Genomic DNA, 25,883 nt, shown 5'->3' with positions numbered 1-25,883 from the left:
CATGACCCAACAAATAGCAGTATTTACTAATGTCGGCGAACGTACCAATGTAACGGGTTCTGCCATGTTTAAACGTTTAATCATGGAAGAAGACTTTGAAGCCGCGCTAACAGTGGCACGCGAACAAGTAGAAAATGGCGCACAGGTTATTGATATAAACATGGACGAAGCCATGTTGGACTCAAAAGCCGCCATGGTTAAGTTTTTAAACTTAATAGCCTCAGAGCCTGATATTTCTCGCGTACCAATTATGGTCGACTCCTCAAAATGGGAAGTAATAGAAGCAGGCTTAAAGTGTATTCAAGGCAAGGCAATTGTTAACTCAATATCGCTAAAAGAGGGTGAAGAGCCGTTTATTCGCCAAGCTAAAATAATAAAACGCTTTGGTGCAGCCGCTGTTGTAATGGCGTTTGATACCGACGGGCAAGCCGACACGGCAGACCGTAAGTTCGCAATATGTGCGCGCAGTTATAAAATATTGGTAGAAGACATTGGCTTTGCGCCAGAAGATATTATATTCGACCCTAATATATTTGCCGTAGCCACCGGTATAGAAGAGCACGATAACTACGCCGTAGAATTTATTGAAGGCACTCGCCGTATTAAGCAAAATTTGCCGCACTGTAAAGTGTCGGGCGGTGTATCAAATGTATCGTTTTCGTTTAGGGGTAATAACCCCGTACGTGAAGCCATTCACTCGGTGTTTTTATATCACGCTATTCAAGCTGGTATGGACATGGGTATTGTAAATGCGGGGCAACTAGCCGTTTACGATGATATACCAGAAGAACTACGTAAAGCCGTTACAGACGTAATACTTAACACCGACTCAGGCGCAGGCGAGCGTTTAGTAGAGCTTGCACCAAAATACTCGGGTATGGCGCAAGCCGAGCGAGTAGAAGATTTAGAGTGGCGCACATGGCCTGTTGCAAAACGCCTTGAGCACGCGCTTGTTAAAGGTATTACTACCTTTATAGATGAAGATACCGAAGAATGCCGCGCCGCAGCAGCTAAACCTATTCACGTAATTGAAGGGCCGTTAATGGACGGCATGAACGTAGTAGGCGACTTATTTGGCGCAGGTAAAATGTTTTTACCACAAGTTGTTAAATCGGCGCGCGTAATGAAGCGAGCCGTAGCCTACCTAGACCCATACATTGAGCTTGAAAAAGAAGAAGGCTCAACTAACGGTAAAATAGTGATGGCGACCGTAAAAGGCGACGTACACGACATAGGTAAAAATATTGTAGGCGTGGTACTACAGTGTAATAACTACGAAGTTATTGATTTAGGCGTAATGGTACCTGCCGATAAAATACTCCAAACCGCCATCGACGAAAAAGCCGATATTATTGGGTTGTCGGGCTTAATTACCCCATCGCTTGACGAAATGGTACACGTAGCAAAAGAAATGAAACGCCGTGGTTTTGAACTGCCGCTGTTAATTGGTGGTGCTACTACTTCTAAAGCGCACACCGCAGTAAAAATTGAGCCGCAATATGACAAAGGCGTAGTGTATGTAAGTAATGCCAGCCGTGCGGTAGGTGTAGTATCTAATTTATTATCAAAAGAGCATAAGCCTGGTTTTTTAGAAAAAACCCAAGCTGAATATGTAAAAGTACGCGAGCAACAAGCGCGTAAAAAACCTCGCTCTAAGCCTGTTACAATCCAGCGCTCACGCGATAACGCAGCACAACTTGATTGGGATAACTACACGCCACCGGTGCCTAAAAAGCTCGGCGTGATCGAGTTTAAAAACGTATCAATTGCCACTTTACGTAAATACATAGATTGGACGCCATACTTTATGACGTGGTCAATCGCCGGTAAATACCCGCGCATAATGACCGACGAAGTAGTAGGCGAGCAAGCGCAAAGCTTATTTAAAGACGCTAACGACATGTTAGACGACCTTGAAAAAGCAGGCAGTTTGCAACCACTTGGCGTAATAGGTTTATTCCCTGCTAACCGCGTTGGGGACGACATAGAAATATATACTGACGAAACACGCAAAGAGCTGTTAACTACCTCGTGCCATTTACGTCAGCAAACCGAAAAAACCGACTTTGCTAATTACTGCCTAGCCGACTATATAGCACCCAAAGGTACACCAGACTATTTTGGCGCGTTTGCAGTAACGGGCGGTTTAGAAGAAGACGACTTAGCGAATGCGTTTGATGTACAGCAAGACGACTACAACAAAATAATGATTAAAGCGGTTGCCGACAGGCTCGCCGAAGCGTTTGCAGAATACTTACACGAAAAAGTACGTAAAGAGTATTGGGGTTTTGCACCAGACGAAAACCTAGCAAACGATGAGCTAATACGCGAAAACTACCAAGGTATTCGCCCAGCGCCAGGTTACCCAGCGTGCCCAGAGCACACCGAGAAAAAGAAAATTTGGCAGTTGCTCGACACCGAAAAACGCATTGGCATGCAGCTAACCAGCTCGTACGCCATGTGGCCAGGTGCTGCTGTTTCAGGTTGGTACTTCTCACACCCCGAAGCAAAATACTACGCAGTAGCGGCGGTACAACGCGATCAGGTAGAAGACTACGCTAAACGAACCAATATGACGCTTGAAGAAGCTGAAAGATGGCTGTCACCTAACTTGGGGTATGATCCGGAGTAAAGCGAAACGGTTAGTTTCTAGCTATCAGTAAAATAAAAACGAGCCAAGATAGGCTCGTTTTTTATATAATTGAAAAGATGTAAAAATTGGTTCATATGTATTCAGTGTTTATTTAGTATAAGTAGTAATAAAAAGCTGAGCAACGTGATTTTTATTCAGGAAAATATTCTTTTCTAAAAATAATAGGATTATAGATTAAATGAAGCTTTATCATTACATGGATGAGGTATTTGGCTTAAAAAATTTATCAAATAGGAGGATTAAGGCCTCAACTTTCGATAATTTGAATGACCCTTTTGAGTTATTAGGTATTGAAACTAGTACACCTAATATACGTGCAAGCTTAAATAAGATGAAACTAGATGTTTCAAGAAAATTTGGAATATTGTGCTTTAGTAAAATTTGGTCAAACCCTGTTCAGTGGGCTCATTATGCTAATAATCACAAGGGCATATGTGTGGAACTTGAGCTATCTAACAAAGAGGGTGCTCAAGAAGTAAAATATTATTCTGAAAGGTTTAAAAGTAATTTAATAGATGATCGAAACTTCCCACTAAAGTTATTACTTTCTAAATTCAAACATTGGGGATATGAAAAAGAATATAGAACAATTCGGGACCTTAATAATTTTGAAAAAGAAAATGATCTTTATTTTCAGCCATTCAATGAGGATATGAAACTATCTAAAATAATTATTGGATGCCAGTCAAAATTAACTCGAAGCGAGCTAGAAAAGTCCCTCTGCATTCAGGATAGAGGTGTTGAAATTATATATGCTAGAGCTGCTTTCAAGTCATTTAAGATTGTTAAGCATCAGAATAAATAAAGGACTATAAATGAAGCGTCTAAACCACATCCTACTGTGCCTATCTCTACTTTTCACATCTAGCACATTTGCTCTTGAGAAAAAATATCACGAGTTCATTTCACCTGTTATTGCTGCCTTTGAAGGTAACGATAAAGCAGCTATTGCTTCGCTTGTTTATTACCCACTAAAACGACAGTACCCCATACCTGACATTAAAAATGAAGCTGAGTTTATTAACCGCTTTGATGAAGTGTTTGACGATGAACTCGCCAAAGTTATTGCCAGTTCAAACATTGATATCGATTGGGATAAAGTTGGTTGGCGCGGCATTATGCTAAATAACGGCGTTATGTGGGTAGATACTGACGGTAAAATTATTGCTGTAAATACACAAAATACTAAAGAGCAGGCACTTGCTAAAAGCTTAATCGAGCAAGGTAAGCAATCCTTGCACGCAAGTATTAATACTTTTGAAAAGCCAGTACTCGATTGGAAAACGTCTAGCTACCATATTCGAGTTGATGATTTAGGCGATCATAATTATCGGTATGCAGTGTGGGGTATTAATAAAAAACCAAGCGACAAGCCTGATATGGTTTTATTAAATGGCGATATTACATTTGAAGGTAGCGGTGGGAATCATCATTATACCTTTAAAAATGGTCGCTATAGTTATGTGCTACAAGTAACTATTATTGGCTGTGATACATCGCCGCCAGGTTGGCTTGAAGTTTATAAAGACGATGAGAGGTTGTTGTCTGAAGATGTTATAAGCACTCAATAATCGCTTTTTATTAGTAAGTATGCGGCTAAAATTTCTATAAAAGTAGCTTTAGCTGCAAGTTAAATGTTATTACTTTATTTCTTCTATCTCTTTGTAAAACTTTGTTAATCGCCTCTTTATTTCCGGTTGCTACTCTATATAATGCCGTGTTAATGGAACGTTGCAGTTGTAGTGACGTGATTAAATAAAGAAATACAAAGGATTATGGAATTGATTAAACTATCTTGCCTTACGTTGCTCATGATGAGCGCGTATTCAGTGAATGCCAATACTCACGCTCAGCCTATAAAAAACACTCAAGAAAATACTTACGGTGATGCTGTTTTAATTAACGATCAAAAAATAAATTTTGATAAAGCTCATTTTGAAAGTTTATCTAAAAAACCTCTACTCGCGCCAATTATAAAAAATAATAGCTTTACTCAAGCTGCCTTAGACGAGGAAAGCATAGAGCTTAGCAGCGTATTTCGTGAATTTTCGTTAGGCAACTCAACAGGTCGAAAAGGCTTGTACGTGGCACCTTTGTCGGGTGTGGGTAGTAAGCACATTATATCCGCCCAAGAGAGCAATTTTAATATTATAGAATATGTGAAAGGTGCGTATGAAGTAACTGCTCGCTACGACTTTGATGACTATATTGAAGATACCACGCTAATTAAAGATACAGTGGCAGATACATACTACTTATATGTTTTAGAAAATAACGCAGTACATAAAGTTAATTTAGTCACTCAAGAGATAGAGCTGAGTAAAGAGTTTTATTACCCAAGAGCAGCAGATAAGTTTGATATAAACAACGATGGGCAAGATGAGCTTTTTGTTTACCAAAGTAGTAAGCTTTTTGTACTTAACTCGCTCGATTTATCTGAAATTGCGGTGCTTGAAAACGTACCACAAAATTTTGTGACAGGCTCGTTTACAGAGGCTAATGCAAAAGAAGTTTTATTTAGTGATGGTGCGGTTTATAGATTCGAAAATTCAGAATTTGTACTGCATAAACAACTTAGTGTAAGTATTAATGGCGAGCATTTAATTGCTGTTGATATTAATAACGACGGCTTAGATGAAGTGATTAATGGGCAAAGTTGGTACAGCATAGAAATGCTAAGCCCAAGCACTGAAAGCATTTTATGGACAGCCCAAAGCGACTTAGATATTGATAAAGTAATAGTTGCAGACATTGATAATGATGGTACCGACGATTTAGTTTACGGCGATGGTCAGTGGGGGAGTTTATACGCGCTTTCACTCACAACAGGTGTTGAGTTTTGGAGTATTAATAATCCAGAGCATGGTGTGTCGGGCATTGTTGTAGATGACCTTAACGGTGATGGTAAGCAAAATATTGCTTGGGGCTCAGGTTATTCTTCGTCAGGTGAAGATGGTTTTTATATTCACAACACGGATGACAAAACTCAACAGTGGGCTAAAGGCATTAAGTACTACTCAAATAAAGCGTTAGCACTTGCCGATATTAATAATAACGGAAGCTTAGATATACTTTATTCCGAGCGTGACAGTAACGCTTTGCATATAGTAGATACACAAACTAATGAAAAAATCCTTACAAACATAAGCGTTAATAACGATTGGGATAATAATAATTTAGTCACTACTGCTCAGCTGTTTGATGATGGTAAGAATTATATTATTGCTGGCAGCTCTGCTATATACGATGCGAATGTACAGGTGTTTTCACCTGAAACGGGTGAAGAGCTATTTCAAACATATCTTGGCGGCGGAGACTACATTAGTACCTTAACAACGTTAGATATTAATAATGATGGCAAGCTAGAAATAATAGTAGGTAATGGTGCTGAGCATACAGGAAGTGAAGGTACCTTTTTTAAAGTATTAAATGGGCAAACTGGAGAGTTATTAAAAACATCGCCTCGCTTAGGATTTTATTGGGGCGGTATGAGTTCAATAGTAACTGGAAGCTTTCTTAATAACGAAAATATAGATGTGGTTAGTCTTGTTAGTGACTACCTCATTAGTTATGACTACTCTGAAAACACTATCTCTAAAGTTGCTTTAGAACAAAGTTTTAACGGCTTGGTTAATACTGTAATTAATGGAGAAGAAACTTTAGTTGCATCTACCTATAATGGCTCACTTTATAAAGTGGCTTTAAATGGGCAGACAACATTAATTAGTGAAGTGTGCCAAAACTCTTTAAATAACATTGTGTCTGTAAGAGCTGGGTTTGTGCAGTATTCGTGTTCAGATCAGTTTGGTGAATATAACCTAGATAGCAATGTGGTTTCATACACTGTTGAGCGTAATAATAATGACAGTTGGTTAGCAACGTCTACGTATAATAATGTTGATTATACCTTGTTGGCGGGTCGGTCATTGGAGGTGTTTTCTAATCAAGTTACTGAGCCTTTAGCTAAGCCTGAAGCTGTAAGCTACTCTGATCATGTTTTAAAAAGCATACAAATAGATTTACCTGTATCAGATGATATTGATTATGTAGTTTTAAATAAGAGACCAACTCTGGGTAGGGTCGAGTTTACCGACAGACAGGCGGGTCTACTAACTTATATACCTTCGGGGACTGTAGGCATTGACGAGCTTAGTTACTACACAGTAAAAGATCGTTCACGTTCAGCGTTATCAAGCTTAACGTTAGAGCTCACAAATACAGCACCTACAGCAAATAATATGACACTGCAAACTCATTGGAATACACCGCTTAACTTTAATCTAGAAGGTGTGGATGAAGACGCTGAGCAATTAGTATTTCAAATTAAAAATTCGCCTGCTCATGGGCAAATTCAGTTAATGGATTCTGCTTTAGGTAGCGTGACCTTCTCACCAAGTGGTGACTCGGTTGAGCCAGTATCAGTTAGCTTTACAGTGAAAGATTCTTTAGTTGAATCTGAGCTTCATAATGTTGTTATTGAACTAACAAATACAGCCCCACAAGCTCAAAATGTAACATATAACACCTCTTATAAGAGTGAAGTGAATGGTCGCTTTTCAGCATTAGATAGCGACAACGATACACTTGAATTTGAAGTGGTAACTGAGCCAAATTCAGGAACTTTAACATTTGAGCCTGATACTGGATTGTTTAAACTAACTCCTACGAGCGAATCTGATCATGTAGTAACGTTTAGTTATGTAGCTAAAGATAAATTTGATAGTTCAGCAGTTCAAACCGTGACTATAAACGTTGAAGGTAAGCAAGCTGCTGCGGTAGCGACTCCTTCATCTGATTCAGGCTCTAGCTCTGGTGGCAGTATTTATTACTTACTTACGCTGCTATCAGTGGTTTTATTTGGTAGACGCCGTTTTAATTAGTAGTTAAAAGCTTATTTACACTATCTAAAACCGCCAAATGGCGGTTTTTTATTTATTAATAATCTTTTTAAACTCAACGATTTATTGCTTACTTTTGTCATAGGTGTTCGTATAACCCTACACTTTGCTAATAACGATGTGGTTACTTAATACGATTTTTGCTTAAATATATTGTAAGTTTTAACTTGGATGTTTTTAGGCTTTTATTTAGGGCTGTTTATCTTTCGAGGTTTAACATGCACTGCCCCGAGGATTCTGCATAGGGGCAATTTACGCTTTGTTGTTTACAAACCTCCCGCCGCGATTAAATCTCCCCTAGATTGAGTGAACTTCAATCTAAAAAGGTCTGCAGTCCCTAGTCTAATACTAATAATCAGACGTTAATAATTTCAATGTGGTTTAAACGTTCTAATAATTAGTATTTTTATAAAACAGATCTAAGTGGTAGGCTAAAAGTAGTAAGTATAAAATAGTAAGTAATTAAAAATAGTTCTCGCGCAACAAGGAACCCTCCTGTAAAGCGCTTTGCCAAGGAGTTTAGTATGATCACGCTTACCATTAATGGTAATAAACATGAGTTTTCTGGCGATCCGTCAACGCCAGTATTATGGTATCTCCGAGACGAATTGAATTTAACTGGGCCTAAATTTGGCTGTGGTATGGCTCAGTGCGGTGCGTGTACCGTGCATATTGATGGGGTAGCTCAGCGCTCGTGTGTATTGCCTGTAGCGGCAGTAGCGGGTCTTTCAATTACAACAATTGAAGGGTTAAGCGAGCAGGGCGATCACCCAGTGCAACAAGCATGGGTTGAGCATAAAGTACCGCAGTGTGGTTTTTGCCAGTGCGGCCAAATGATGCAAGCTGCAAGCTTATTAGCTGCAAACCCAACCCCAACCGACGATGAAATAGTAAGTAATATGTCGGGAAATATTTGCCGTTGTGGTACATACCCGCGTATTCATAAAGCAATTAAATCAGCTGCTAAAACAATGGCGAGTGTTCAGTATTTTGACCCAAATGAACAAGGGGAAGAAGTATGAACCAAGATAACAAATACTTTGATTTAAACCGTCGTAAGTTTTTAAAAACCAGTGCGATAGGTGCGTTAGTACTCGGTACTTATTTTGTAGGCAGTGCGCCAAGAGCATTTGCGGGTGTGTTAGAGCAGCCATCTGAGCTGGCAAAACGCGCAAACTTATTTATTGCACTGCGCCCAGACGGCATGGTTGAAATAACGTGCCATCGCTCTGAAATGGGTCAGCAAATTCGCACCGCGATTGCACAAATAGTTGCCGATGAAATGGAAGCCGCGTGGGATAAGGTTATTGTTATTCAGGGTAAGGGCGATCCTAAATACGGCGATCAAAATACCGATGGCTCGCGCAGTATTCGCTACAACATGCAGCGCCTGCGTGAAATGGGCGCAAGTGTGCGTTACATGATGCAGCTTGCTGCCGCTAAGCATTGGGGTGTAAAACCAGAAACATGTACCGCAGTACAGCACGTTGTTACTCACAGCTCAGGTAAATCACTTACTTATAAAGATTTAATCGACTTAGCATTTACAATAACGCCACCAGAAGCTGACAAACTAACACTTAAAACACGCAAAGAATGGCGCTACATTAATACCGGTATGGCGCACATAGATTTAGCCGATTTAGTAACAGGCAAAGCTATATTTGCAGCCGATGTACGCGAACCACAAGCGCTGGTGGCTATAATTGAACGCCCGCCGGTAGTAGGCGGTGTTGTTAAGTCGTTTGATGCTAGTGCTACAAAAGCGATAAACGGCGTTATAGATGTTATTGAAATTCCTGCACCAAAAGGCGCGCCGCAGTTTCAGCCAAAAGGCGGAATTGCGATTATAGCTAAAAACACATGGGCTGCATGGCAAGGGCGTAAAGCATTAAAAGTAGTGTGGGATGATGGCAAAAATGGCGATTACAATTCAAAAGAATTTAAAAAGTCATTACTAAAAACAGTACAAACTCCACAGGCAAACATACGTGATAAAGGCGATGCCATGGGCGTGTTGGCTAAATCGAGCAATAAACTCGTAGCTGATTATTACGCACCGCACCTTGCTCAAGCACCAATGGAGCCGCCTTGTGCAACAGCTATGTACAACAAAGATAGTGTTGATATATGGGCTGCTACGCAAAATCCACAAGCCGATATGAAAACAGTGGCTGCAATGCTTGGCATGGACGAGAGCAAAATTAACGTTAACGTTACCATGTTAGGAGGCGGCTTTGGGCGTAAGTCAAAACCTGACTTTTCAGCAGAGGCAGCTTACCTTTCAATGAAAGTAGGCAAGCCTATTCGTGTGCAATGGACGCGTGAAGACGACATACAACATGGTTTTTACCATGCAGTTTCGGCTCAGCACATTGAAGCATCACTAGATAAAAATGGCGCAATAGAATCGTATTTACATCGCACCGCGTTTTCACCTATTACCTCTACCTTTTCAGAAGGGGCGACTACGCCAGGGAGCTTTGAACTGCGCTTAGGATTTACCGATAACCCTATTAACACACCTAACATGAAGTTAGAAAACGGTGATGCGCAAGCCAAAGCACGAATTGGTTGGATGCGTTCTGTATCAAATATTTTTCATGCCTTTGCTATTCAGTCATTTATTGGCGAAGCAGCGCACAAAGCCGGTCGCGACCAAAAAGACTATTTACTAGACACGATAGGTCCGAGTCGTATTGTTGATGTAACCGAGCAAAATGCCACATACGATAATTACGGTGGCGATAAAGCGGTTTATCCTTTAGATATTGGCAGACTGCGCCATGTTATTGAAAAAGTAGCTGACATGAGTAAATGGGGGCGAGAGCTTCCTAAAGGTCGAGGTTTAGGCATAGCAGCACACAGAAGCTTTTTAACTTACGTAGCTACGGTAGTTGAGGTAGAAGTGTCGGATGCTGGCGATTTAAAAGTGATTAAATCGTGGGTTGCCATTGACGCGGGTACTGTTGTAAACACCGACACCGTGAAAAACCAAACCCAAGGTGGCTCTATTTATGGGATTACAACTGCAATCAGCGATGGTATTACCTTTGATAAAGGGCGCGTACAGCAAAGTAATTTTCATGATTATCGCGTACCGCGTATGAGCGACGCACCTCTTGAGATTGACGTTGAAATTGTACAAAGTGATGCACCACCAGCAGGAGTAGGCGAGCCGTCTACACCAGTTTATGCGCCAGCATTATGTAATGCTATTTTTGCAGCGTGCGGAAAGCGTATTAGGCAGTTACCGATTGGTAACCAATTAAAAGCGTAGCTAAATAACCTACAGCTTAAACAAAAAAAACCGCCAAATGGCGGTTTTTTTAAAAGCGGTTAACGCGGTTTAACGACCTTTTTCAAACTCATCAACTTCACGCTCTGCTTCTTCTTTAGATTTACCGTATTGCTGCTGGATTTTACCAACTAGCTCTGTACGGCTACCTTCAATTTTATCTAAATCGTCGTTGGTAAGATCGCCCCATTTTTGTTGAGCCTTACCTTTAAGTTCTTTCCAATTACCTTCGATACGATCGCTGTTCATAAGTTTATCCTTACTTTAGGTTAGTGAATTAACTGTCAGTTATAAAGTAGCAAGCCTTGTACCAATGAATAATAATGGTTTTATTGCTTTTATTATCAGTTGGTTATATTTTTATGTTGAGCGATTTTGTTTTTAATATTGCGCTTTTTATTAAAAAATATACATAGCAGCCTGTAATTATTGCTGACATAAGATACGCCGCTTTGATGTAACTCATTCTTAAATTTTTGTTTTAAGCTAATATGCAGGTATTAAATAAAGTAGTTAACCTGAGTGAGTTATGAATACAAAAACGTGTGAATACGGAGTGGGTGACTGCTCATACAAAATGGCAGGTGAGTTAGCAGGTATTACACAATTGGTGAATGCGTTTTACGATAATATGGACGCTTTAAAAGAGGCTGAACATATAAGGAGTATGCATTCAAAAGACTTATTGGCATCGCGTAAAAAACTTGCTTACTTTTTGTCGGGCTGGTTAGGTGGTCCTAAATTATACGCTGAACATTTTGGCAGTATTAACATTCCTCAAGCGCACAAACATCTACATGTAGGAATTGAGCAAAGTGACGCATGGCTTTTGTGCATGCAAAAAGCGGTTGATGAGCAACCTTACGAAGCACCATTTAAAATTTACTTAATGCAGCAATTACGAGTGCCTGCAGATCGAATTAGAATGGTATCGGGTAGTTAATAGCAATTATTAATAAACATCAACCGCAGCTAGGCTTTGGTTTTTTGTTACAATGCCTGCAAAGTAATTTAGAGTAAATAGCTGTGCTGCCGGTTCAAGACATATATCAACAACTCGTTACTACATTACAAAGTAATCCTATTACGTTATTACAAGCGCCACCTGGTGCGGGTAAATCTACGTGGTTGCCGCTGCAACTAATGCGCGATGGGCATTTTAAACGTATTGTAATGCTAGAGCCACGCCGAATAGCTGCACGTAATATTGCCAGTTACTTAGCAAAGTGCCAAAACGAAAGTGTTGGGCAAAGTGTAGGTTTGCGGATTAGGGGCGAGAGTAAAGTAAGCGCGAATACGCGCCTCGAGATAGTTACCGAAGGCATGCTAACGCGCATGCTGCAAAACGACCCCGAATTAAGCGATATAGATTTACTTATATTTGATGAATTTCATGAACGTTCAATTGCAGCCGACACCTCACTTGCCTTTGCGCTCGAGACCCAAAGTGCGCTGCGTGAAGATTTAACCATTATGCTTATGTCGGCAACGCTTGATACTGAGCGTTATACAGCGTTTTTTGATTGCCCTGTAATTCAATCAAGCGGTCGCAGCTACCCAATAGACGAAGTATACATACCCATAAAAGATGAAAGCCGCTGGCTTGATGCAATTCCTAGCATAATAAAACAAGCACTTAATGAACAAACAGGTAGCGCATTGGTATTTTTACCTGGGCAATTTGAGATACTACGTGTACAACAAGCACTCACCGATCTACCGAGTAACTGTATAGTAGTAACGCTATTTGGCGAGCAAGATAAAGCCAATCAGCAAGCTGCTATTGCTCCCGCGCCAAATGGCATACGCAAAGTAGTGCTTACCACCAATGTAGCCGAAACCAGTTTAACTATTGAAGGCATACGCATTGTAATTGACAGCGGCAAGCGCCGTGCAGCGACCTTTAATTTAAAAACAGGGGTTACTGAGCTCACAACACAAAGTATATCGCGCTCATCTGCTGTGCAGCGTGCAGGGCGTGCAGGGCGAATAGAGCCGGGCATTGTTTATCGAATTGGCTCAAAGCAAACTTTTGAACGACGTAATAGCCACGACAATCCCGAAATACTCACATCAGACATAAGCCAACTTATGCTTGAGGCAAAGCAATGGGGAGCCAGTATTGATGAGCTAACCTTGCTCGATAAGCCCACTGAGCAACAATGCGAGCAGGCAAGTAACCTGCTTAACATGCTAGAAGCTATTGATAGCAAAGGTAAGCTCACACCGCTTGGCAGTAAAATGTTAGGTTTTGGTGCTGATATTCGTTTGGCGCATATGCTACTAAAAGCCCAAATACTTGATGACCAACTCCCTGGTACTTATCGCCTTGCTATTTATTTAGTGGCATTACTTGAGAGCCGAGTAAATAGTCCAAACGAGTTGAGTTTAGCGCTGCATAGCCAACAGCAACGTCCGCATCCGGTATTTAAACAACAGTTAAAATATTGGCAAAGCCGCTTAAAAGTAAAAGACGAAAACAGCGAATTAAATACGCATTATATTAGTTTGCTAGTGGCATTGGCATACCCAGATCGTATTGCTAAAAAACGCGGTAATGGTTACCTACTTGCCAACGGTGCAGGTGCTGAGTTAAATGCCGATTACTGGCACAACGACGATTACTTAGCTATAGCAACCATGGGCGGGCACAAAGGAGGGCGTATATTTGCTGCCACCGCGCTTAACCCATTTGAGTTACAAGAATTTTTACCGCATTTATTTAGTGAACTTACTCGCTGTGAGTTTGACGAAAAATCAGCACGTTTTATTCATCAAGATGAAGTAAAGCTTGGTGCTATAACGCTCACCAGCCAGCCTAGTAAACAAAAATTAGATAAGGGCGAGCGTGCTAAAGCGTGGCTTAGCTTATTTGCTAAACATGGCTTTGCATTATTTAACGAGCAACCTGATGCGCAGCAATTGCTGATACGTATGAGCTTAGCAAGTAATTTAATGCCTGATAAATTCCCACAAATAAATGAGCAACAACTTATTCAAAATGCAGCGCAGTGGCTAGGCGTGTTTTTAGAAGATATTAAAACCCTCACACAGCTTAAAAAGTTTAACTACCTTGAGGCATTACAAAACTGTTTTGATTGGCAACACCAAACAGCTTTAAAAGCACTGTTACCACTGCGCTTAACAGTGCCCAGTGGCTCAAATATAAAAATAGAATACCAACTTGACGGCCCCGCAAAGCTAAGCGTGCGTATGCAAGAAGTTTACGGCTTGACCAGTACGCCTATGCTTGCCAACGGTAAATTGCCACTGCTTATGGAGTTGCTATCGCCGGGTAAACGCTCACTGCAACTTACTCAAGATTTAGCGCACTTTTGGGCTAGCAGTTACCGCGACGTGCAAAAGGAAATGAAAGGCCGCTACCCTAAACATTTTTGGCCAGACGATCCTGCCAACAGCGTTGCAACCAACAGAGTAAAGAGCAAAATGTAGGTGATAATTCACTTAAAACTGATTTTGTTTGATTATTGAACTTACTAATGTAATGTACCTATAAAATATTTTTAGCTACAGGGAATAGTCAATGAGGTTACTTTTAACGTTAGGCTTGGCTCTAGTAACTGCTTTTTCGGCGTATGCTGAAAAGCCACTCGACTTAAACGCGTTTGCGCAGCAGTACCATAAAACAATGACCGCCACACAAGCACCTAACGCAGGTATTAAAGAGCTTGAGGCTTATCTTGCATTGTTAACCGATGATATTGGTAATCAGCATATTCCGTATCAACCGGATGACTTACGTACTCCTGATGGCAAAGAGCAGATGCGCAAAGGTATGAGTTTTTACTTAGGTGCGCACACGTTGTTTGAAAGCACACTGCTTAATACATTTGTGTTTAATGATACAGGCTTTGCTATTCGTTATAAGAGTCATGCAAAGGGCATTCACCCGCAAAGTAAGCAGCCAATAGAATACACCTCCACAATGATGGAAGTGATTGAAATTGAAAACGGCAAAGTGGCGATGATCCGCAAGTATCACGAATAAACGAATAAACGAATAAACGAATAACTAATAAAACAAATAAGGATATATATGAAACATTTACTTATCGCACTATCAATATTAATGCTTAGTGCATGCGCTAGTACAAAAAGTGATTTTAGATTTGATGGCTCTACACCTGAGTCAACTCAGGCGGGAGTTAATAAAGTTTTAAAGACATTAAAATCTCAAGATTTAATGCGCTTTATAGGCGCCTTAATTACAATTCAATTTTCTGAGGTGCAAAGCGCAGAAGATGTTTTGGGCGACCCGACCATGATGAACGAAATGAATTACTTTATTATTGGCAAAAAAATAGATGGTTTAAATTATTACGAAGTACTGGAGCTTGCGAGTTCGTCTCCATCAAAAGTTGAATTTTCTGTAGTGGAATAATTTCAGCTTTTTGTACTACTTTAAATGTGTAATACCAATCCGCAATAATACTTAATCATTTTGCGGGGCTAAACGTGTCGCTACCTGCGTTAAAAAATTCTCATTTAGAACAACTAAATAGCGAATTTTTTGCCTAGCTATCAACACGTTTTTCCGCCCTCAAAATAGACCACTTAATTAAGCGAATTGGTATGATTTTATGTCTATATTAAATATGTTATTGAAAGGGCTAAAGTTTTAACGCTATAAAATTTAATAGTAAACTTTGTTTATTCCTGCTCATGAATTTATACTACGCTTTAGTAAGAAGCTAATTATTTATTATTTAGGTACAGGGAGTCTAAAATATAAAAATGTAAGCTGCTTTGACTTAATTTCACACGATTAGATAGAGACTATGACATTAAGATTTTTTGTAATAATAGGTACTTTGATTTTAATGTGCTTTGTAACAAGTTTATTAGTTGGGTACCGCTATTTCTTTAGCCTGCCGACCATAAACACTAGTATTGAAGATTATCAAAATCGTGAATTATTAAGTCTTAAAATTGCGCTTGATAGAGAGTTTATATTTTTAGAAACACTCAATTATGACTACGCCGTATGGGACGATACCTATAATTACATGGCTGATTTTGACGTAGAATATGTAGATTCAAACTTTGTAGGTGACACCTTCTACTCTCTCAAAATTGATGGTGTGTTTATTTACGATATAAACTTTAATATGGTTTACGGGCAAGCGTATGATTATATTAAACATACTGAGTTTGATGCGCCTGATTTAGATTTACAGGTTAATAAATTAAACCGCTCAATTATTCCTAATTCAAAAGCCTCTGAAGACGACAACAGTTTAAGCCATTCTGGTTTTTTGCAAACAGCGGACGGCCCTGTCATGTTTGCATCGCATGTAATAAAGCGAACAGATAAAACAGGTGAGCCTGTTGGTAGTATTGTTTTTATAAAAAAAGTAAGACCGTCGTTGATCAAGTCCTTAGCTGAGATTGCACAAGTGGAGCTTAGCTACTCACAAATAGAACAGGCTAGTTCTTTAAACGATATTGCGACGCTTAAAGGGAGCCTCCAAGGAGAGGACATTGCCACTCAAAGGAAAAGGGTGATTCTAGATATAAACGGTAATCCACTTCTTGCTTTGAACATTAAGCACCACCATCAAACACTGCCAGTTTTATTTGATCACTATTTAAAACTTATTTTGTTAATGTTTTTTGTAATGTCACTTTTGAGTTTCTATATTGTAAATCGTTACTTTATTGAACCACTTATTAACGGTGCGTCCGCTATTAATTCAATGTTGGTTAAAAACGATTTGCAGCCTTTGAGGTTCACTAATCAATTTTTAGAAATGCGCGTTTTAATTAGCGGGTTTAATGCGTTAATTAAACAAGTAAAAGAGCAAAACTCTAAGCTTGAAAAAATAAGTAAAATTGATGGATTAACCCAAATTTATAATAGGCGTGCCTTTGATGAAATTATTGCAATGCAATGGACACAGGCTCAACAAGACCAAGGCTCTTTTGGGGTGATGTTAGTTGATGTAGATCACTTCAAAAATTATAACGACTTTTATGGTCATCAAGAGGGAGATGCCGTTTTACAAGCTCTTGCCCAAAAGCTAAAGCAAGTAGCAAAGCAAAACACAGGTACAGTGGCGCGCTATGGCGGCGAAGAGTTCATATTATTCTTTAAACAGCTTTCTTATGAAGAGTTTGTAGATATATCTCAGCAATTGCTTTTGACGGTTAGGGAATTAAATCTATCTCATGAAGCGTCGCCTGTACGTAAATATTTAACAATTAGTGCTGGGTGTGTATTTGCTACAAAAGAAACCTTAAGTGGTAATAATGTGTCTATGCAATCACTAATTAAAGAAGCTGACATAATGCTCTACGAAGCGAAAAACTCAGGTAGAGATAAAACATCAATCAAATCTATATAATTCAAGTGAATTATTAAAGGTGCATCAGCTGTTTTTTATTATAAAACGCTTAAACCTCTTTCCCGCCATGGCTCTGTGCTAGGTCGTCAAGTTCGGCGCAAGTGTAATCAAAACCACTTTCGTCGTATTCGTATGTCACTTTTACACTATCGCCGCCATTAAAAAGTCGTGTTTTTACATCGTTAACCGGCCAGTCTTTCAGCTCGTGTAAAAACCGGTTAGCAACTTGTGAAGATTCAAAACAATAGCGAATTTCTGTTTTCATAAATAATAAAGCTCTGGCTGTTTACCCCTGCAGCTAATGCATTATTAATGGGGCGTTCATGATTCGGTTACAAAAAATAAAGAGTTAAATTGTAAATTTTGTGTTTCAATAAATGCATCAAACTCGGTACACACTAGCGTACTTTAATTAACAAATGATGACGACTTTACATGCATTATAAATTTGCTCTGATCGCAAGCTCGGTTTTTATACTAAGCGCTTGCGGTGGTTCAGGCTCCGATAATACGCCAACCGTTAACGGAAATAAAATCCCCATTTTGTCAGTCGCTGATATTCCTAGTGAATTAAGTAAGGGCCAAACAATTGAGCTAACAGCAACAGCCAGTGATAAAGACGGCACTATTACATCGGTTGTGTGGCAACAAACGCAAGGGCCTGAACTAATTAGCGGGCCTTTAGAGGCAGTAACCACCTCAGTAACACTGCTAAATGCGCAAAGTTATAAGCCTGTTGATTATGCTTTTTCGGTCACAGCAACCGATAATGAAGGGGCAAGCAGTGTAAAAACAGTAAGCTTTACAGCACGTAATAATATGGATGAGATTAGCGCCGCACGGTTGCTACACCAAGCAACAATGGGACCTAAGCTCAGTGAAATACAAAACGCACAAGGTTTAAGCGAGCAGCAATGGCTTGATAAGCAAATAGCGCTACCGATTAATTATCACCGTGATTATTTAGTAAAGTTAAATGACGATGATGACTTTAAATACATAAGCCGCATAGACGCATGGTGGAAGGCAGTAATGCAAAGTGACGATCAACTTCGTCAACGTGTTGCGTTTGCGTTAAGTGAAATATTAGTAGTGTCAGATGAAAACAGTGCCTTAAGAGGCCAACCTGAGGGCATGATCACTTATTACGATTTATTACTAAAGCATGCCTTTGGTAATTATCGTGACTTACTCGAAGATGTGACGCTTTCGCCTATTATGGGGACTTATTTAAGCCATTTGGGTAACGAAAAAGCAGACGATACACTTAATATTCGCCCAGACGAAAATTACGCACGTGAAGTAATGCAGTTATTTACTATTGGCCTTGAAGAGCTAAACCTAGATGGCAGCGCCAAGCTTGATGCACAAGGTAATACCATTGCCACTTACGGACAGTCAGAAATAGAGGGTTTTGCACGCGTATTTACAGGTTGGACGTTTGCCGATAGTGAAACATTTAAGCGCAAAAGTCGTGATTATATTAAGCCAATGGAAGCATTTGACGAGTACCATTCTAGTAAACAAAAAACCTTACTAAACGGTGAGGTTATACCACAAGGTTATGTAGCAGAAGAGTCATTGCAAATAGCGCTTGATAACTTATTTAACCATCAAAATGTTGCGCCGTTTATTAGCAAGCAGCTTATTCAGCGATTAATTACCTCAAACCCAACACCCCAATACGTTGAGCGAGCAGCTAATGTATTTATTGATAACGGCGCTGGTGTACGCGGCGATTTAGCGGCTGTAGTAAAGGCTATATATTTAGATGATGAAGCGCGGCATTTTGGCTCAGTGCTTAATTACCAAGGTAAAATTAAAGAGCCTATTTTAAAAACTGTACAGTTTTGGCGAAATCTAGATGCTAAATCGCCAGCGGGTTATTATAAAACATGGAATTTAATAAATAACTACGGGCAAGGGCCCATGCAGTCGGCTTCGGTATTTAACTTTTTTAGGCCTGATTATCAAACCGCAGCTTTGCGAAATGAAGGTATTGTTGCGCCAGAATTACAAATAGCAAACGATGCAACACTGATTGGCACCATGAACGCGCTTTACGCAAGTTTAGTGTGGAGTACCGCTGAAGCGCACAGTGATTTAAATTCAAATGGTATTTATGTTTATATTCAAGACGACATGAATGTTTTAGAGAAACACGGTGTTAGCGCGCTATTAACTCAGTACAACACGCTATATTTTGCAGGCGCAATGAGCAGTGACACACGCCAAGCATTACTTGATTTAGATGCCTATTTTAATGAAGAGCAATACCGTGAACGGGTTTCGTATTTATTATATATGATTGCTATTTCACCTGAATTTAACGTGCAGTATTAGGATCGCATAATGAGCATTAATAGAAGAGAGTTTTTGTCGTTATGTGTAAAAGGAAGCGTATCGGCTGCCGCGTTAACGAGCCTGCAATTACAAGCATTAACTGGAGCGACTAATGCTGTTGAGCTAGGTGATTACAAAGCATTAGTGTGTGTGTATTTATACGGGGGGAATGATTCGTTAAATATGCTCGTTCCGCTTGAAGGCGAGCAACGTAGTGTTTACGAGCAAAGTAGGCAGAACCTAGCGGTAGAGAGCCCACTTGAGTTAAGTATTAAAAGCCAGTTTGCCGGTGGAGTCGGTATTCATCCCTCACTTGAACCTATACAAAATGTGTTTGAATCTCAAAATTTAGCATTTATAGGTGGGGTAGGTACTTTACTCGCTCCCACAACATTGAGTGACTATAAAAATAAAACAATAGGTTTGCCTAAGCATTTGTTTTCGCATAACGATCAGCAAGCTGCGTGGATGTATGGTCGAGAAAAACAATCACTTAATAGCGGGTGGGGCGCACGACTTTTAGAACGTTTAGAGCTACAAGATGAGTTTGCAGCTAATGTATCACTCGACGGTACTAATTTATGGCAAACGGGAAGTGCTAGCAATGCATTTGCGCTTAACAAAAGTGGCATTAGTAGTATTAACGCGTTTGGTGGGTATCAACCTCGTAGCGAGCACGTAACTTCTATTATGAACCGCTTACTAGGTAATACGAGCCATCCGTTAAGTACAGCTTATGCCAATGGCTTAACAAGTGCGATAAATAACACTCAAGCAATGAACAGCGCGTTAGAAAGCGCGCCTGCACTTATTACCCCATTTAGCGATAATAGCCTTAGTGAGCAATTTGCAGCAGTCGCTAAAACAATTAGCGTACAGGCAAAATTGAGCACTCAGCGCCAAGTGTTTTTTGTTTCTATGGGGGGGTATGATACGCACGATAACCAATTAACAACGCACCCTGCTTTATTAAATACGTTAGCTCAAGGGTTAAGTGAATTTGATAGCGCGATGAAAGAGCTTGATATGGCAGATAAAGTGACTGCGTTTACTATGTCTGATTTTGGTCGCACGTTGACCTCAAATGGCGATGGCACTGACCATGGTTGGGCAGGAAACCAAATAGTAATGGGCGGCGCAGTAAAAGGCGGCAATATATATGGCGAGCTACTAACTCAACATTTGGATGGCCCACAAGATACCGGTGGCGGGCGTTTAATTCCAAGTGTTGCTAATGAGCAGTACTTTGCCACATTGGCTCAGTGGTTTGGTGTGCCAAGCTCTGAGCTTGTTGATATTTTTCCAAACTTGAGTAACTTTGATCACACAACATTGGACTTTTTTGTGTAATTAGTCGCTAATAGTAATCTAAAAGCACTTGTTAGTAGTATAAGCTACTGGTTAATAGTGCTTATCTGTTTTAATAATAAAAATCACACACAATATAGGAATCATAAAATGAAAATTTTAGTGAGCTTAGTTAGTTTAATCGCTTTTTTACTCGTCATACTGCCAGGGCCTTTGTATAAATTTGGTATTGTAGAATTAGGCGTTGCGTTTGCGGGCTTTAAATATGGCGTTTATGCTGGTGGCGCTGCATTGGTGCTACTTATAGTACAAGCGTTATTTATGCGTAAAACGTTAACGCTAAGCAGTGGAGTTATTGCACTTGTATTTTCGGTTGTGGCTATTGCTATGCCACTTAATATGATGAACAAGGCTGAAGGCGTACCGGCAATTCATGACATTTCAACTGATTTAGTTAATCCACCAAAATTTGTAGCAATCGCACCACTACGTGCAAATGCATCTAACCCAGTAGAATACGCGGGTGAAGAAACGGCAGTACAGCAACGCAAAGCATACCCTGAGCTGGTAACTTTAAGCTTTGCACAATCTAAAGCCGATTTAATGACAGCAAGCGAACAAGCAGTTAAAAATCTTGGCTTTGCAGTGGTAAGTGCAAATACGGCTACAGGTATTGTGGAAGCTACCGATACAACAACGTGGTTTGGTTTTAAAGACGATGTGGTAATTCGTATTAAAGATGAAGGCAGCCAACGTTTTGTTGATATTCGTAGTAAGTCGCGAGTAGGGCGTAGTGATTTAGGAAAAAATGCAGAGCGCATTCATTCAATTATTAATGAATTAAACAGCTTACTTGCAAAATAATTAAATTTAGCTCCCTAGCCCTAACGATTAAGCCCAAACACTGTTTGGGCTTTTTTTGTGCCTATTTTATATTGTCAGGTTCTATTCACAGGCTATGCACTATGCTGTTGATGATTTAAATTTTTAACCACTATGGAGTTATTATGAAAACAGTAGGATATGCAGCAAAAAGCCAAGGTTCTGAATTGACAGAATTTTCTTTTGAGCGCCGCGATTTACGAAATAACGATGTAGAAATTGAAATTTTATACTGTGGTGTGTGCCATTCAGATTTACACGCCGTGCGAAACGATTGGGGTGGCAGTGACTATCCATTAGTGCCTGGGCACGAAATTGTTGGTAAAGTTATGTCGGTAGGTAGCGACGTTAAAAAGTATAAGCAAGGCGACACGGTTGCTGTTGGTTGTATGGTTGATTCGTGCCAAAGCTGCGACCAATGTGATAACGACGAAGAGCAATTTTGCCGCGAAGGCATGATTGGTACTTACGCAGGTAAAGACCGCATTAGTGGTGAAATGACCCAAGGTGGGTATTCTAAACATGTTGTTGTACGCGAAGAATTCGTACTTTCCGTGCCAGAAAATTTAGACCTTTCTCGCGTAGCACCGCTACTTTGTGCAGGTATTACTACTTACTCGCCACTTCATAAATGGGGCGTAAAAAAAGGTAGCCGTGTTGGTGTTGTTGGTCTAGGCGGACTTGGCCACATGGCTGTTAAAAATGCAGTTGCAATGGGCGCAAGCGTTACGGTAATTGGCCGTAGTGAGTCTAAAAAAGATGATGCGGTTAAATTGGGTGCTCAGCACTACTTAGTGTCATCTAATGATGACGAAATGAAAGACTCGCAATCTGCCTTTGACGTCATTATAGATACGGTACCTGTAAAACATGATTTATCTATTTACACACCGCTACTTGATGTAGATGGTACTTTAGTTATTGTAGGCCAAGTTGGTCCTGTAGATGAGCTAAGCACGGTGCCATTATTAATGGGTCGTCGTCGTATTGCAGGCTCACTTATTGGTGGTATTGCACAGACGCAACAAATGCTCGATTTTTGTGGTGAAAATAACGTGCTACCTGAGTGCGAAATGATCAACATAGACGAAATTAACACTGCATACGAGCGTATGGAAAAGTCTGACGTACGATACCGCTTTGTTATTGATATGGCATCGTTAAACGCTTAATTTACTAGGTAAATTAAAAATAAAAGAGCCGCTAATTAGCGGCTCTTTTTGTATTTTAAATTAATCTGAACTCAAGTTAATTAGTGGCTTGCGCTGTTGGTTGCTGTTTATTTAGTTGTAAGTAACTTAGTAGCCACATACCCAAACCACCTAAAAATAATGCAGCTGCTACGTAACCTGTTTGATTAGGTGCAGCACCCTGTGCTATTGCAATTCCACCGACCCAAGGGCCTATAGCATTGGCAGTATTAAATGCGCACTGTACTAAGGCACCAATCATAGCGTGGCCTTCGGGTGCAACGTCCATTAAAAGCGTTTGAATCAGCGTAGCCAAGCCCACACTGCATCCAATAAAGAAAATTACTGCATAAAGAGCCCAAATATTATGGCTTGCCGTTACATAAGCAAAGGCAAATACAATGGTACATACAAGCGCAATGCCAGTCGTTTTAATTGCTGATTTATCGGCTGCTTTACCCAGTACATAGTTACCGAGCGTACAACCAATACCAAACATTACCATTGCGATAGAAATAGTATACGGAGCTGTTTTTGTTACCACTAAGATGGTGTCGGCAATGTAAGTATAAATACAAAACACCCCGCCAAAGCCAATAATTACAATACCCAAAATAGACCAAACCAGTTTATTTTTAAGTACGCCAAACTCGTTTAGTAAGTTAGAAGGCTTAGCGTTATCTATGTTTGGAACTACTTTGTAAACAAAAATAAAAGCAATAAATGCAAGCACTGCAGCGCCGGCTAAACAATACCGCCAACTAAGGTTTTGACCCACAAGTGTTACAACAGGCACACCAACAATAGTAGCCACAGTTAAACCCATAAACACCTTAGACATAAAGCTAGCACGCTTACCTTTTGGGGCAATATCCGATGCTAATAAAATAGCCGCGCCAAAATATGCACCATGAGGTAAACCACTTAAAAATCTAAATATTACAAGCTGCTCAAGCGACGTTGCCATCGCGCTTAATCCGTTTGAGACAAACATTAAGCTTATAAATATGAGCAATGCTTTGCGCTTTCTCATATTAGCAGTGGTAAGCATTAAAATAGGCGCACCCACTACAACACCAATGGCGTAAGCACTAATTGCGTAACCACTTTGTGAGGGCGTTGAGCCAAATGTTTCGCTAATTAGTGGCAGCATAGGCATCATCGAAAACTCAGATAATCCTAAAATAAATGTGCCAAGCGCTAATACGAGTAAAATAGCAGTTCTGTTTAGTTGACTAGATGCCGACGTTACATCTGATGTCATAGATGATCCCTTAGGTTTAATTTAAAAATGAAATTGCACAATGAATCCTGAATAGGAAATATCATGTGTATGCTTAAATTTGGTGTGAGAGGGTAGTCAGTGAGAACGTTATTTTAATTTAAAAAAAGTACAGAGTCATGCATAAATTAGTGTTTTTGTTAGGTTTTTAAAATGTTAATTAGAAGAAAATACTACTTAACATTCATAAAATAAAAAAACTATTTATAAAGCAGGCGTCTACAGGGTATTAAATATTAGCCGAAAGGTTATTTAAAGCTTATATTTACAGTACAGCTACATATTGATATCACATTAATTTGCTAATTTTTGTACTAATTTACTCCTTAAGGTTTTTATATGTTTGGTATTTCTAAAAGAAACGCAAAAATTGAAGAAATGGAGCTTCAATTAATTCAAAAGCAATCTATTTTATCGGCAATTAATAAGCACGTTGCTTATATAGAGTTTACACCTGATGGAATAATATTAGACGCAAACCAGTTGTTTTTAAAAACGATTGGGTATAGCAAAGAGAAAATAATTGGTAAGCATCATCGTATGTTTTGCGAACCTGAATATGCAAAGTCAAACGAATATAGTCAATTTTGGCAAGCATTAAAAACAGGGAATTCTAAAGCAGGCTCGTTTTTAAGGTACAAAGCTAATGGCGATAAGCTTTGGCTTGAGGCAACTTACTTTCCTGTAGAAGAGCGCGGCGTAGTCACCAAAGTTATTAAAATAGCCTCTGATATTACGACCAGTTACATACAAAGAAAAGCGCAAGAAGCTATTGCAAATGCACTCGACAAAGCCTTGGCTACAATAGAGTTTACCCCAGAGGGTAATATTTTAAAGGCGAACCAAAACTTTTTAGCAACAATAGGTTATAGCTTAAAAGACATTGTAGGCAAGCATCATAAAATGTTTTGTACTAAAGTGTTTTATGAGAAAAACCCACGCTTTTGGAGTGAATTAGCGCTGGGGCAGTTTAAGTCAGGAAAATTTAAACGTATTGCCGCCGACGGTTCAGAAATTTGGTTAGAAGCAACTTATAACCCAATTTTAGATAGCAAAGGTAATGTAATTAAAATAATTAAGTTTGCATCAAATATTACCGATCGAATTAATAATAACAGTGCAGTGACAGAAGCCGCTGCAATAGCACATGAATCGGCGGTAGCTACTGCTACAACCGCTAAAAAAGGCTCTGAAATACTACAAAGCTCTATAGCGAACTCCGACGCCATTGTAAGCCAAGTACTTAAATCGGTAGATTTAATAAAAAATCTTAATGAACAGTCTGCGGTCATAGGTTCCATTGTTTCGACAATTAGCAGCATTGCGGATCAAACTAATTTACTGGCACTTAATGCCGCAATAGAAGCAGCGCGTGCTGGTGATTATGGTCGAGGTTTTGCTGTAGTAGCTGATGAAGTAAGGCAGCTTGCAGCCAGTACGAGTCGATCTACTAATGAAATAGCAAGTGTTGTTAAAAATAACCAAGAGCTCACTAATGATATATCAAAGCAAATAACGTCAGTTTCAGACTCATCAAAACAAGGAAGAGAGCTTATTGCTAATGTGTCTGAGGTTATTAAAGAGATTGAACGTGGAGCCGATATTGTTTCTCAAACGGTAGCTAAGTTAAATACTTAGTTAATTGCATGTTCCTATGTTTAAAG

General features: G+C 39.7%; 19 protein-coding genes. 16 read left to right on the top strand and 3 right to left on the bottom strand.

Features of this window, described 5'->3' with window-relative positions; all coding sequences use genetic code 11:
- The first annotated feature begins 1 nt into the window (after position 1).
- The 6 genes from metH to L659_RS0100815 all read left to right on the top strand — a co-directional run bounded on the left by metH (position 2) and on the right by L659_RS0100815 (position 10,831).
- A complete protein-coding gene (metH, locus tag L659_RS0100840) occupies positions 2-2,632 on the top strand; it encodes a methionine synthase (RefSeq protein ID WP_024589268.1) in 2,631 nt (876 codons plus the stop codon).
- A 199-nt stretch (positions 2,633-2,831) separates the two neighbouring features.
- Positions 2,832-3,458, top strand: coding sequence for a DUF2971 domain-containing protein (locus tag L659_RS0100835; protein WP_024589267.1), 627 nt, complete (start codon positions 2,832-2,834; stop codon positions 3,456-3,458).
- Positions 3,459-3,468: 10 nt separating this feature from the next.
- Entirely contained in the window at positions 3,469-4,224 is a 756-nt protein-coding gene (locus L659_RS0100830) for a hypothetical protein (RefSeq protein ID WP_024589266.1), read from the top strand.
- A gap of 210 nt (positions 4,225-4,434) precedes the next feature.
- Positions 4,435-7,533 (top strand): Ig-like domain-containing protein, encoded by a 3,099-nt coding sequence (locus L659_RS0100825; protein ID WP_155945817.1) that lies wholly within the window; start codon positions 4,435-4,437, stop codon positions 7,531-7,533.
- Between the two features lie 542 nt (positions 7,534-8,075).
- Positions 8,076-8,573 (top strand): (2Fe-2S)-binding protein, encoded by a 498-nt coding sequence (locus tag L659_RS0100820; RefSeq protein WP_002958127.1) that lies wholly within the window; start codon positions 8,076-8,078, stop codon positions 8,571-8,573.
- Positions 8,570-10,831 (top strand): xanthine dehydrogenase family protein molybdopterin-binding subunit, encoded by a 2,262-nt coding sequence (locus L659_RS0100815; protein WP_024589264.1) that lies wholly within the window; start codon positions 8,570-8,572, stop codon positions 10,829-10,831. The genes L659_RS0100820 and L659_RS0100815 overlap by 4 nt, the downstream gene beginning before the upstream one ends.
- A gap of 69 nt (positions 10,832-10,900) precedes the next feature.
- Here the strand turns inward: L659_RS0100815 and L659_RS0100810 are convergent, their stop codons facing one another.
- The gene (locus tag L659_RS0100810; protein WP_007581220.1) at positions 10,901-11,098 is read right to left on the bottom strand and encodes a CsbD family protein; all 198 of its coding nucleotides are present in this window, start codon (positions 11,096-11,098) and stop codon (positions 10,901-10,903) included.
- A 280-nt stretch (positions 11,099-11,378) separates the two neighbouring features.
- Between L659_RS0100810 and L659_RS0100800 the strand changes: the two genes are divergently transcribed.
- The 5 genes from L659_RS0100800 to L659_RS0100780 all read left to right on the top strand — a co-directional run bounded on the left by L659_RS0100800 (position 11,379) and on the right by L659_RS0100780 (position 17,214).
- A complete protein-coding gene (locus L659_RS0100800) occupies positions 11,379-11,792 on the top strand; it encodes a group II truncated hemoglobin (protein WP_024589263.1) in 414 nt (137 codons plus the stop codon).
- 83 nt (positions 11,793-11,875) lie between these two features.
- Positions 11,876-14,302: an ATP-dependent helicase HrpB gene (hrpB, locus tag L659_RS0100795; RefSeq protein WP_024589262.1), complete on the top strand. Its 2,427-nt coding sequence runs from the start codon at positions 11,876-11,878 to the stop codon at positions 14,300-14,302.
- A 91-nt stretch (positions 14,303-14,393) separates the two neighbouring features.
- On the top strand, positions 14,394-14,858 hold the full coding sequence (locus L659_RS0100790; protein ID WP_024589261.1) for a nuclear transport factor 2 family protein: 465 nt from the start codon (positions 14,394-14,396) through the stop codon (positions 14,856-14,858).
- Between the two features lie 48 nt (positions 14,859-14,906).
- Positions 14,907-15,251, top strand: coding sequence for a hypothetical protein (locus L659_RS0100785; RefSeq protein WP_024589260.1), 345 nt, complete (start codon positions 14,907-14,909; stop codon positions 15,249-15,251).
- Positions 15,252-15,648: 397 nt separating this feature from the next.
- The gene (locus tag L659_RS0100780; RefSeq protein ID WP_231388418.1) at positions 15,649-17,214 is read left to right on the top strand and encodes a diguanylate cyclase domain-containing protein; all 1,566 of its coding nucleotides are present in this window, start codon (positions 15,649-15,651) and stop codon (positions 17,212-17,214) included.
- A gap of 49 nt (positions 17,215-17,263) precedes the next feature.
- Here the strand turns inward: L659_RS0100780 and L659_RS0100775 are convergent, their stop codons facing one another.
- A complete protein-coding gene (locus L659_RS0100775; protein WP_002958138.1) occupies positions 17,264-17,479 on the bottom strand; it encodes a hypothetical protein in 216 nt (71 codons plus the stop codon).
- A 170-nt stretch (positions 17,480-17,649) separates the two neighbouring features.
- Here L659_RS0100775 and L659_RS0100770 point away from each other — a divergent pair, with 170 nt between their 5' ends.
- From L659_RS0100770 to L659_RS0100755, 4 genes are all read left to right on the top strand, one after another.
- Positions 17,650-19,557, top strand: coding sequence for a DUF1800 domain-containing protein (locus L659_RS0100770; protein ID WP_024589258.1), 1,908 nt, complete (start codon positions 17,650-17,652; stop codon positions 19,555-19,557).
- Positions 19,558-19,566: 9 nt separating this feature from the next.
- Positions 19,567-20,907: a DUF1501 domain-containing protein gene (locus L659_RS0100765; protein WP_010555167.1), complete on the top strand. Its 1,341-nt coding sequence runs from the start codon at positions 19,567-19,569 to the stop codon at positions 20,905-20,907.
- Positions 20,908-21,015: 108 nt separating this feature from the next.
- On the top strand, positions 21,016-21,729 hold the full coding sequence (locus L659_RS0100760; protein ID WP_024589257.1) for a DUF1499 domain-containing protein: 714 nt from the start codon (positions 21,016-21,018) through the stop codon (positions 21,727-21,729).
- Between the two features lie 143 nt (positions 21,730-21,872).
- Complete coding sequence (locus tag L659_RS0100755) at positions 21,873-22,919, top strand: NAD(P)-dependent alcohol dehydrogenase (RefSeq protein WP_007581239.1); 1,047 nt, start codon at positions 21,873-21,875, stop codon at positions 22,917-22,919.
- 76 nt (positions 22,920-22,995) lie between these two features.
- Here L659_RS0100755 and L659_RS0100750 read toward each other — a convergent pair whose 3' ends face one another.
- Positions 22,996-24,201 carry an MFS transporter gene (locus L659_RS0100750; RefSeq protein WP_024589256.1) on the bottom strand — a complete coding sequence of 402 codons (1,206 nt, stop codon included), beginning with the start codon at positions 24,199-24,201 and terminating at the stop codon, positions 22,996-22,998.
- Between the two features lie 357 nt (positions 24,202-24,558).
- On the opposite strand from L659_RS0100750, the gene L659_RS0100745 reads away from it, so the two are divergent.
- Entirely contained in the window at positions 24,559-25,857 is a 1,299-nt protein-coding gene (locus L659_RS0100745; protein WP_024589255.1) for a methyl-accepting chemotaxis protein, read from the top strand.
- The last annotated feature ends 26 nt before the right edge of the window (positions 25,858-25,883 follow it).

Origin of the sequence: Pseudoalteromonas sp. S8-8 (genome assembly GCF_000497875.1) — a bacterium.
Classification (GTDB): domain Bacteria; phylum Pseudomonadota; class Gammaproteobacteria; order Enterobacterales; family Alteromonadaceae; genus Pseudoalteromonas; species Pseudoalteromonas arctica.
This window is presented reverse-complemented; position numbering and strand designations above follow the sequence as displayed.

Coding starts and splice junctions, on each gene's coding strand:
- metH (WP_024589268.1), top strand. CDS start 2: ATGACCCAACAAATAGCAGTATTTACTAATGTCGGCGAACGTACCAAT.
- L659_RS0100835 (WP_024589267.1), top strand. CDS start 2,832: ATGAAGCTTTATCATTACATGGATGAGGTATTTGGCTTAAAAAATTTA.
- L659_RS0100830 (WP_024589266.1), top strand. CDS start 3,469: ATGAAGCGTCTAAACCACATCCTACTGTGCCTATCTCTACTTTTCACA.
- L659_RS0100820 (WP_002958127.1), top strand. CDS start 8,076: ATGATCACGCTTACCATTAATGGTAATAAACATGAGTTTTCTGGCGAT.
- L659_RS0100815 (WP_024589264.1), top strand. CDS start 8,570: ATGAACCAAGATAACAAATACTTTGATTTAAACCGTCGTAAGTTTTTA.
- L659_RS0100810 (WP_007581220.1), bottom strand. CDS start 11,098: ATGAACAGCGATCGTATCGAAGGTAATTGGAAAGAACTTAAAGGTAAG.
- L659_RS0100800 (WP_024589263.1), top strand. CDS start 11,379: ATGAATACAAAAACGTGTGAATACGGAGTGGGTGACTGCTCATACAAA.
- L659_RS0100790 (WP_024589261.1), top strand. CDS start 14,394: ATGAGGTTACTTTTAACGTTAGGCTTGGCTCTAGTAACTGCTTTTTCG.
- L659_RS0100785 (WP_024589260.1), top strand. CDS start 14,907: ATGAAACATTTACTTATCGCACTATCAATATTAATGCTTAGTGCATGC.
- L659_RS0100780 (WP_231388418.1), top strand. CDS start 15,649: ATGACATTAAGATTTTTTGTAATAATAGGTACTTTGATTTTAATGTGC.
- L659_RS0100775 (WP_002958138.1), bottom strand. CDS start 17,479: ATGAAAACAGAAATTCGCTATTGTTTTGAATCTTCACAAGTTGCTAAC.
- L659_RS0100770 (WP_024589258.1), top strand. CDS start 17,650: ATGCATTATAAATTTGCTCTGATCGCAAGCTCGGTTTTTATACTAAGC.
- L659_RS0100765 (WP_010555167.1), top strand. CDS start 19,567: ATGAGCATTAATAGAAGAGAGTTTTTGTCGTTATGTGTAAAAGGAAGC.
- L659_RS0100760 (WP_024589257.1), top strand. CDS start 21,016: ATGAAAATTTTAGTGAGCTTAGTTAGTTTAATCGCTTTTTTACTCGTC.
- L659_RS0100755 (WP_007581239.1), top strand. CDS start 21,873: ATGAAAACAGTAGGATATGCAGCAAAAAGCCAAGGTTCTGAATTGACA.
- L659_RS0100750 (WP_024589256.1), bottom strand. CDS start 24,201: ATGACATCAGATGTAACGTCGGCATCTAGTCAACTAAACAGAACTGCT.
- L659_RS0100745 (WP_024589255.1), top strand. CDS start 24,559: ATGTTTGGTATTTCTAAAAGAAACGCAAAAATTGAAGAAATGGAGCTT.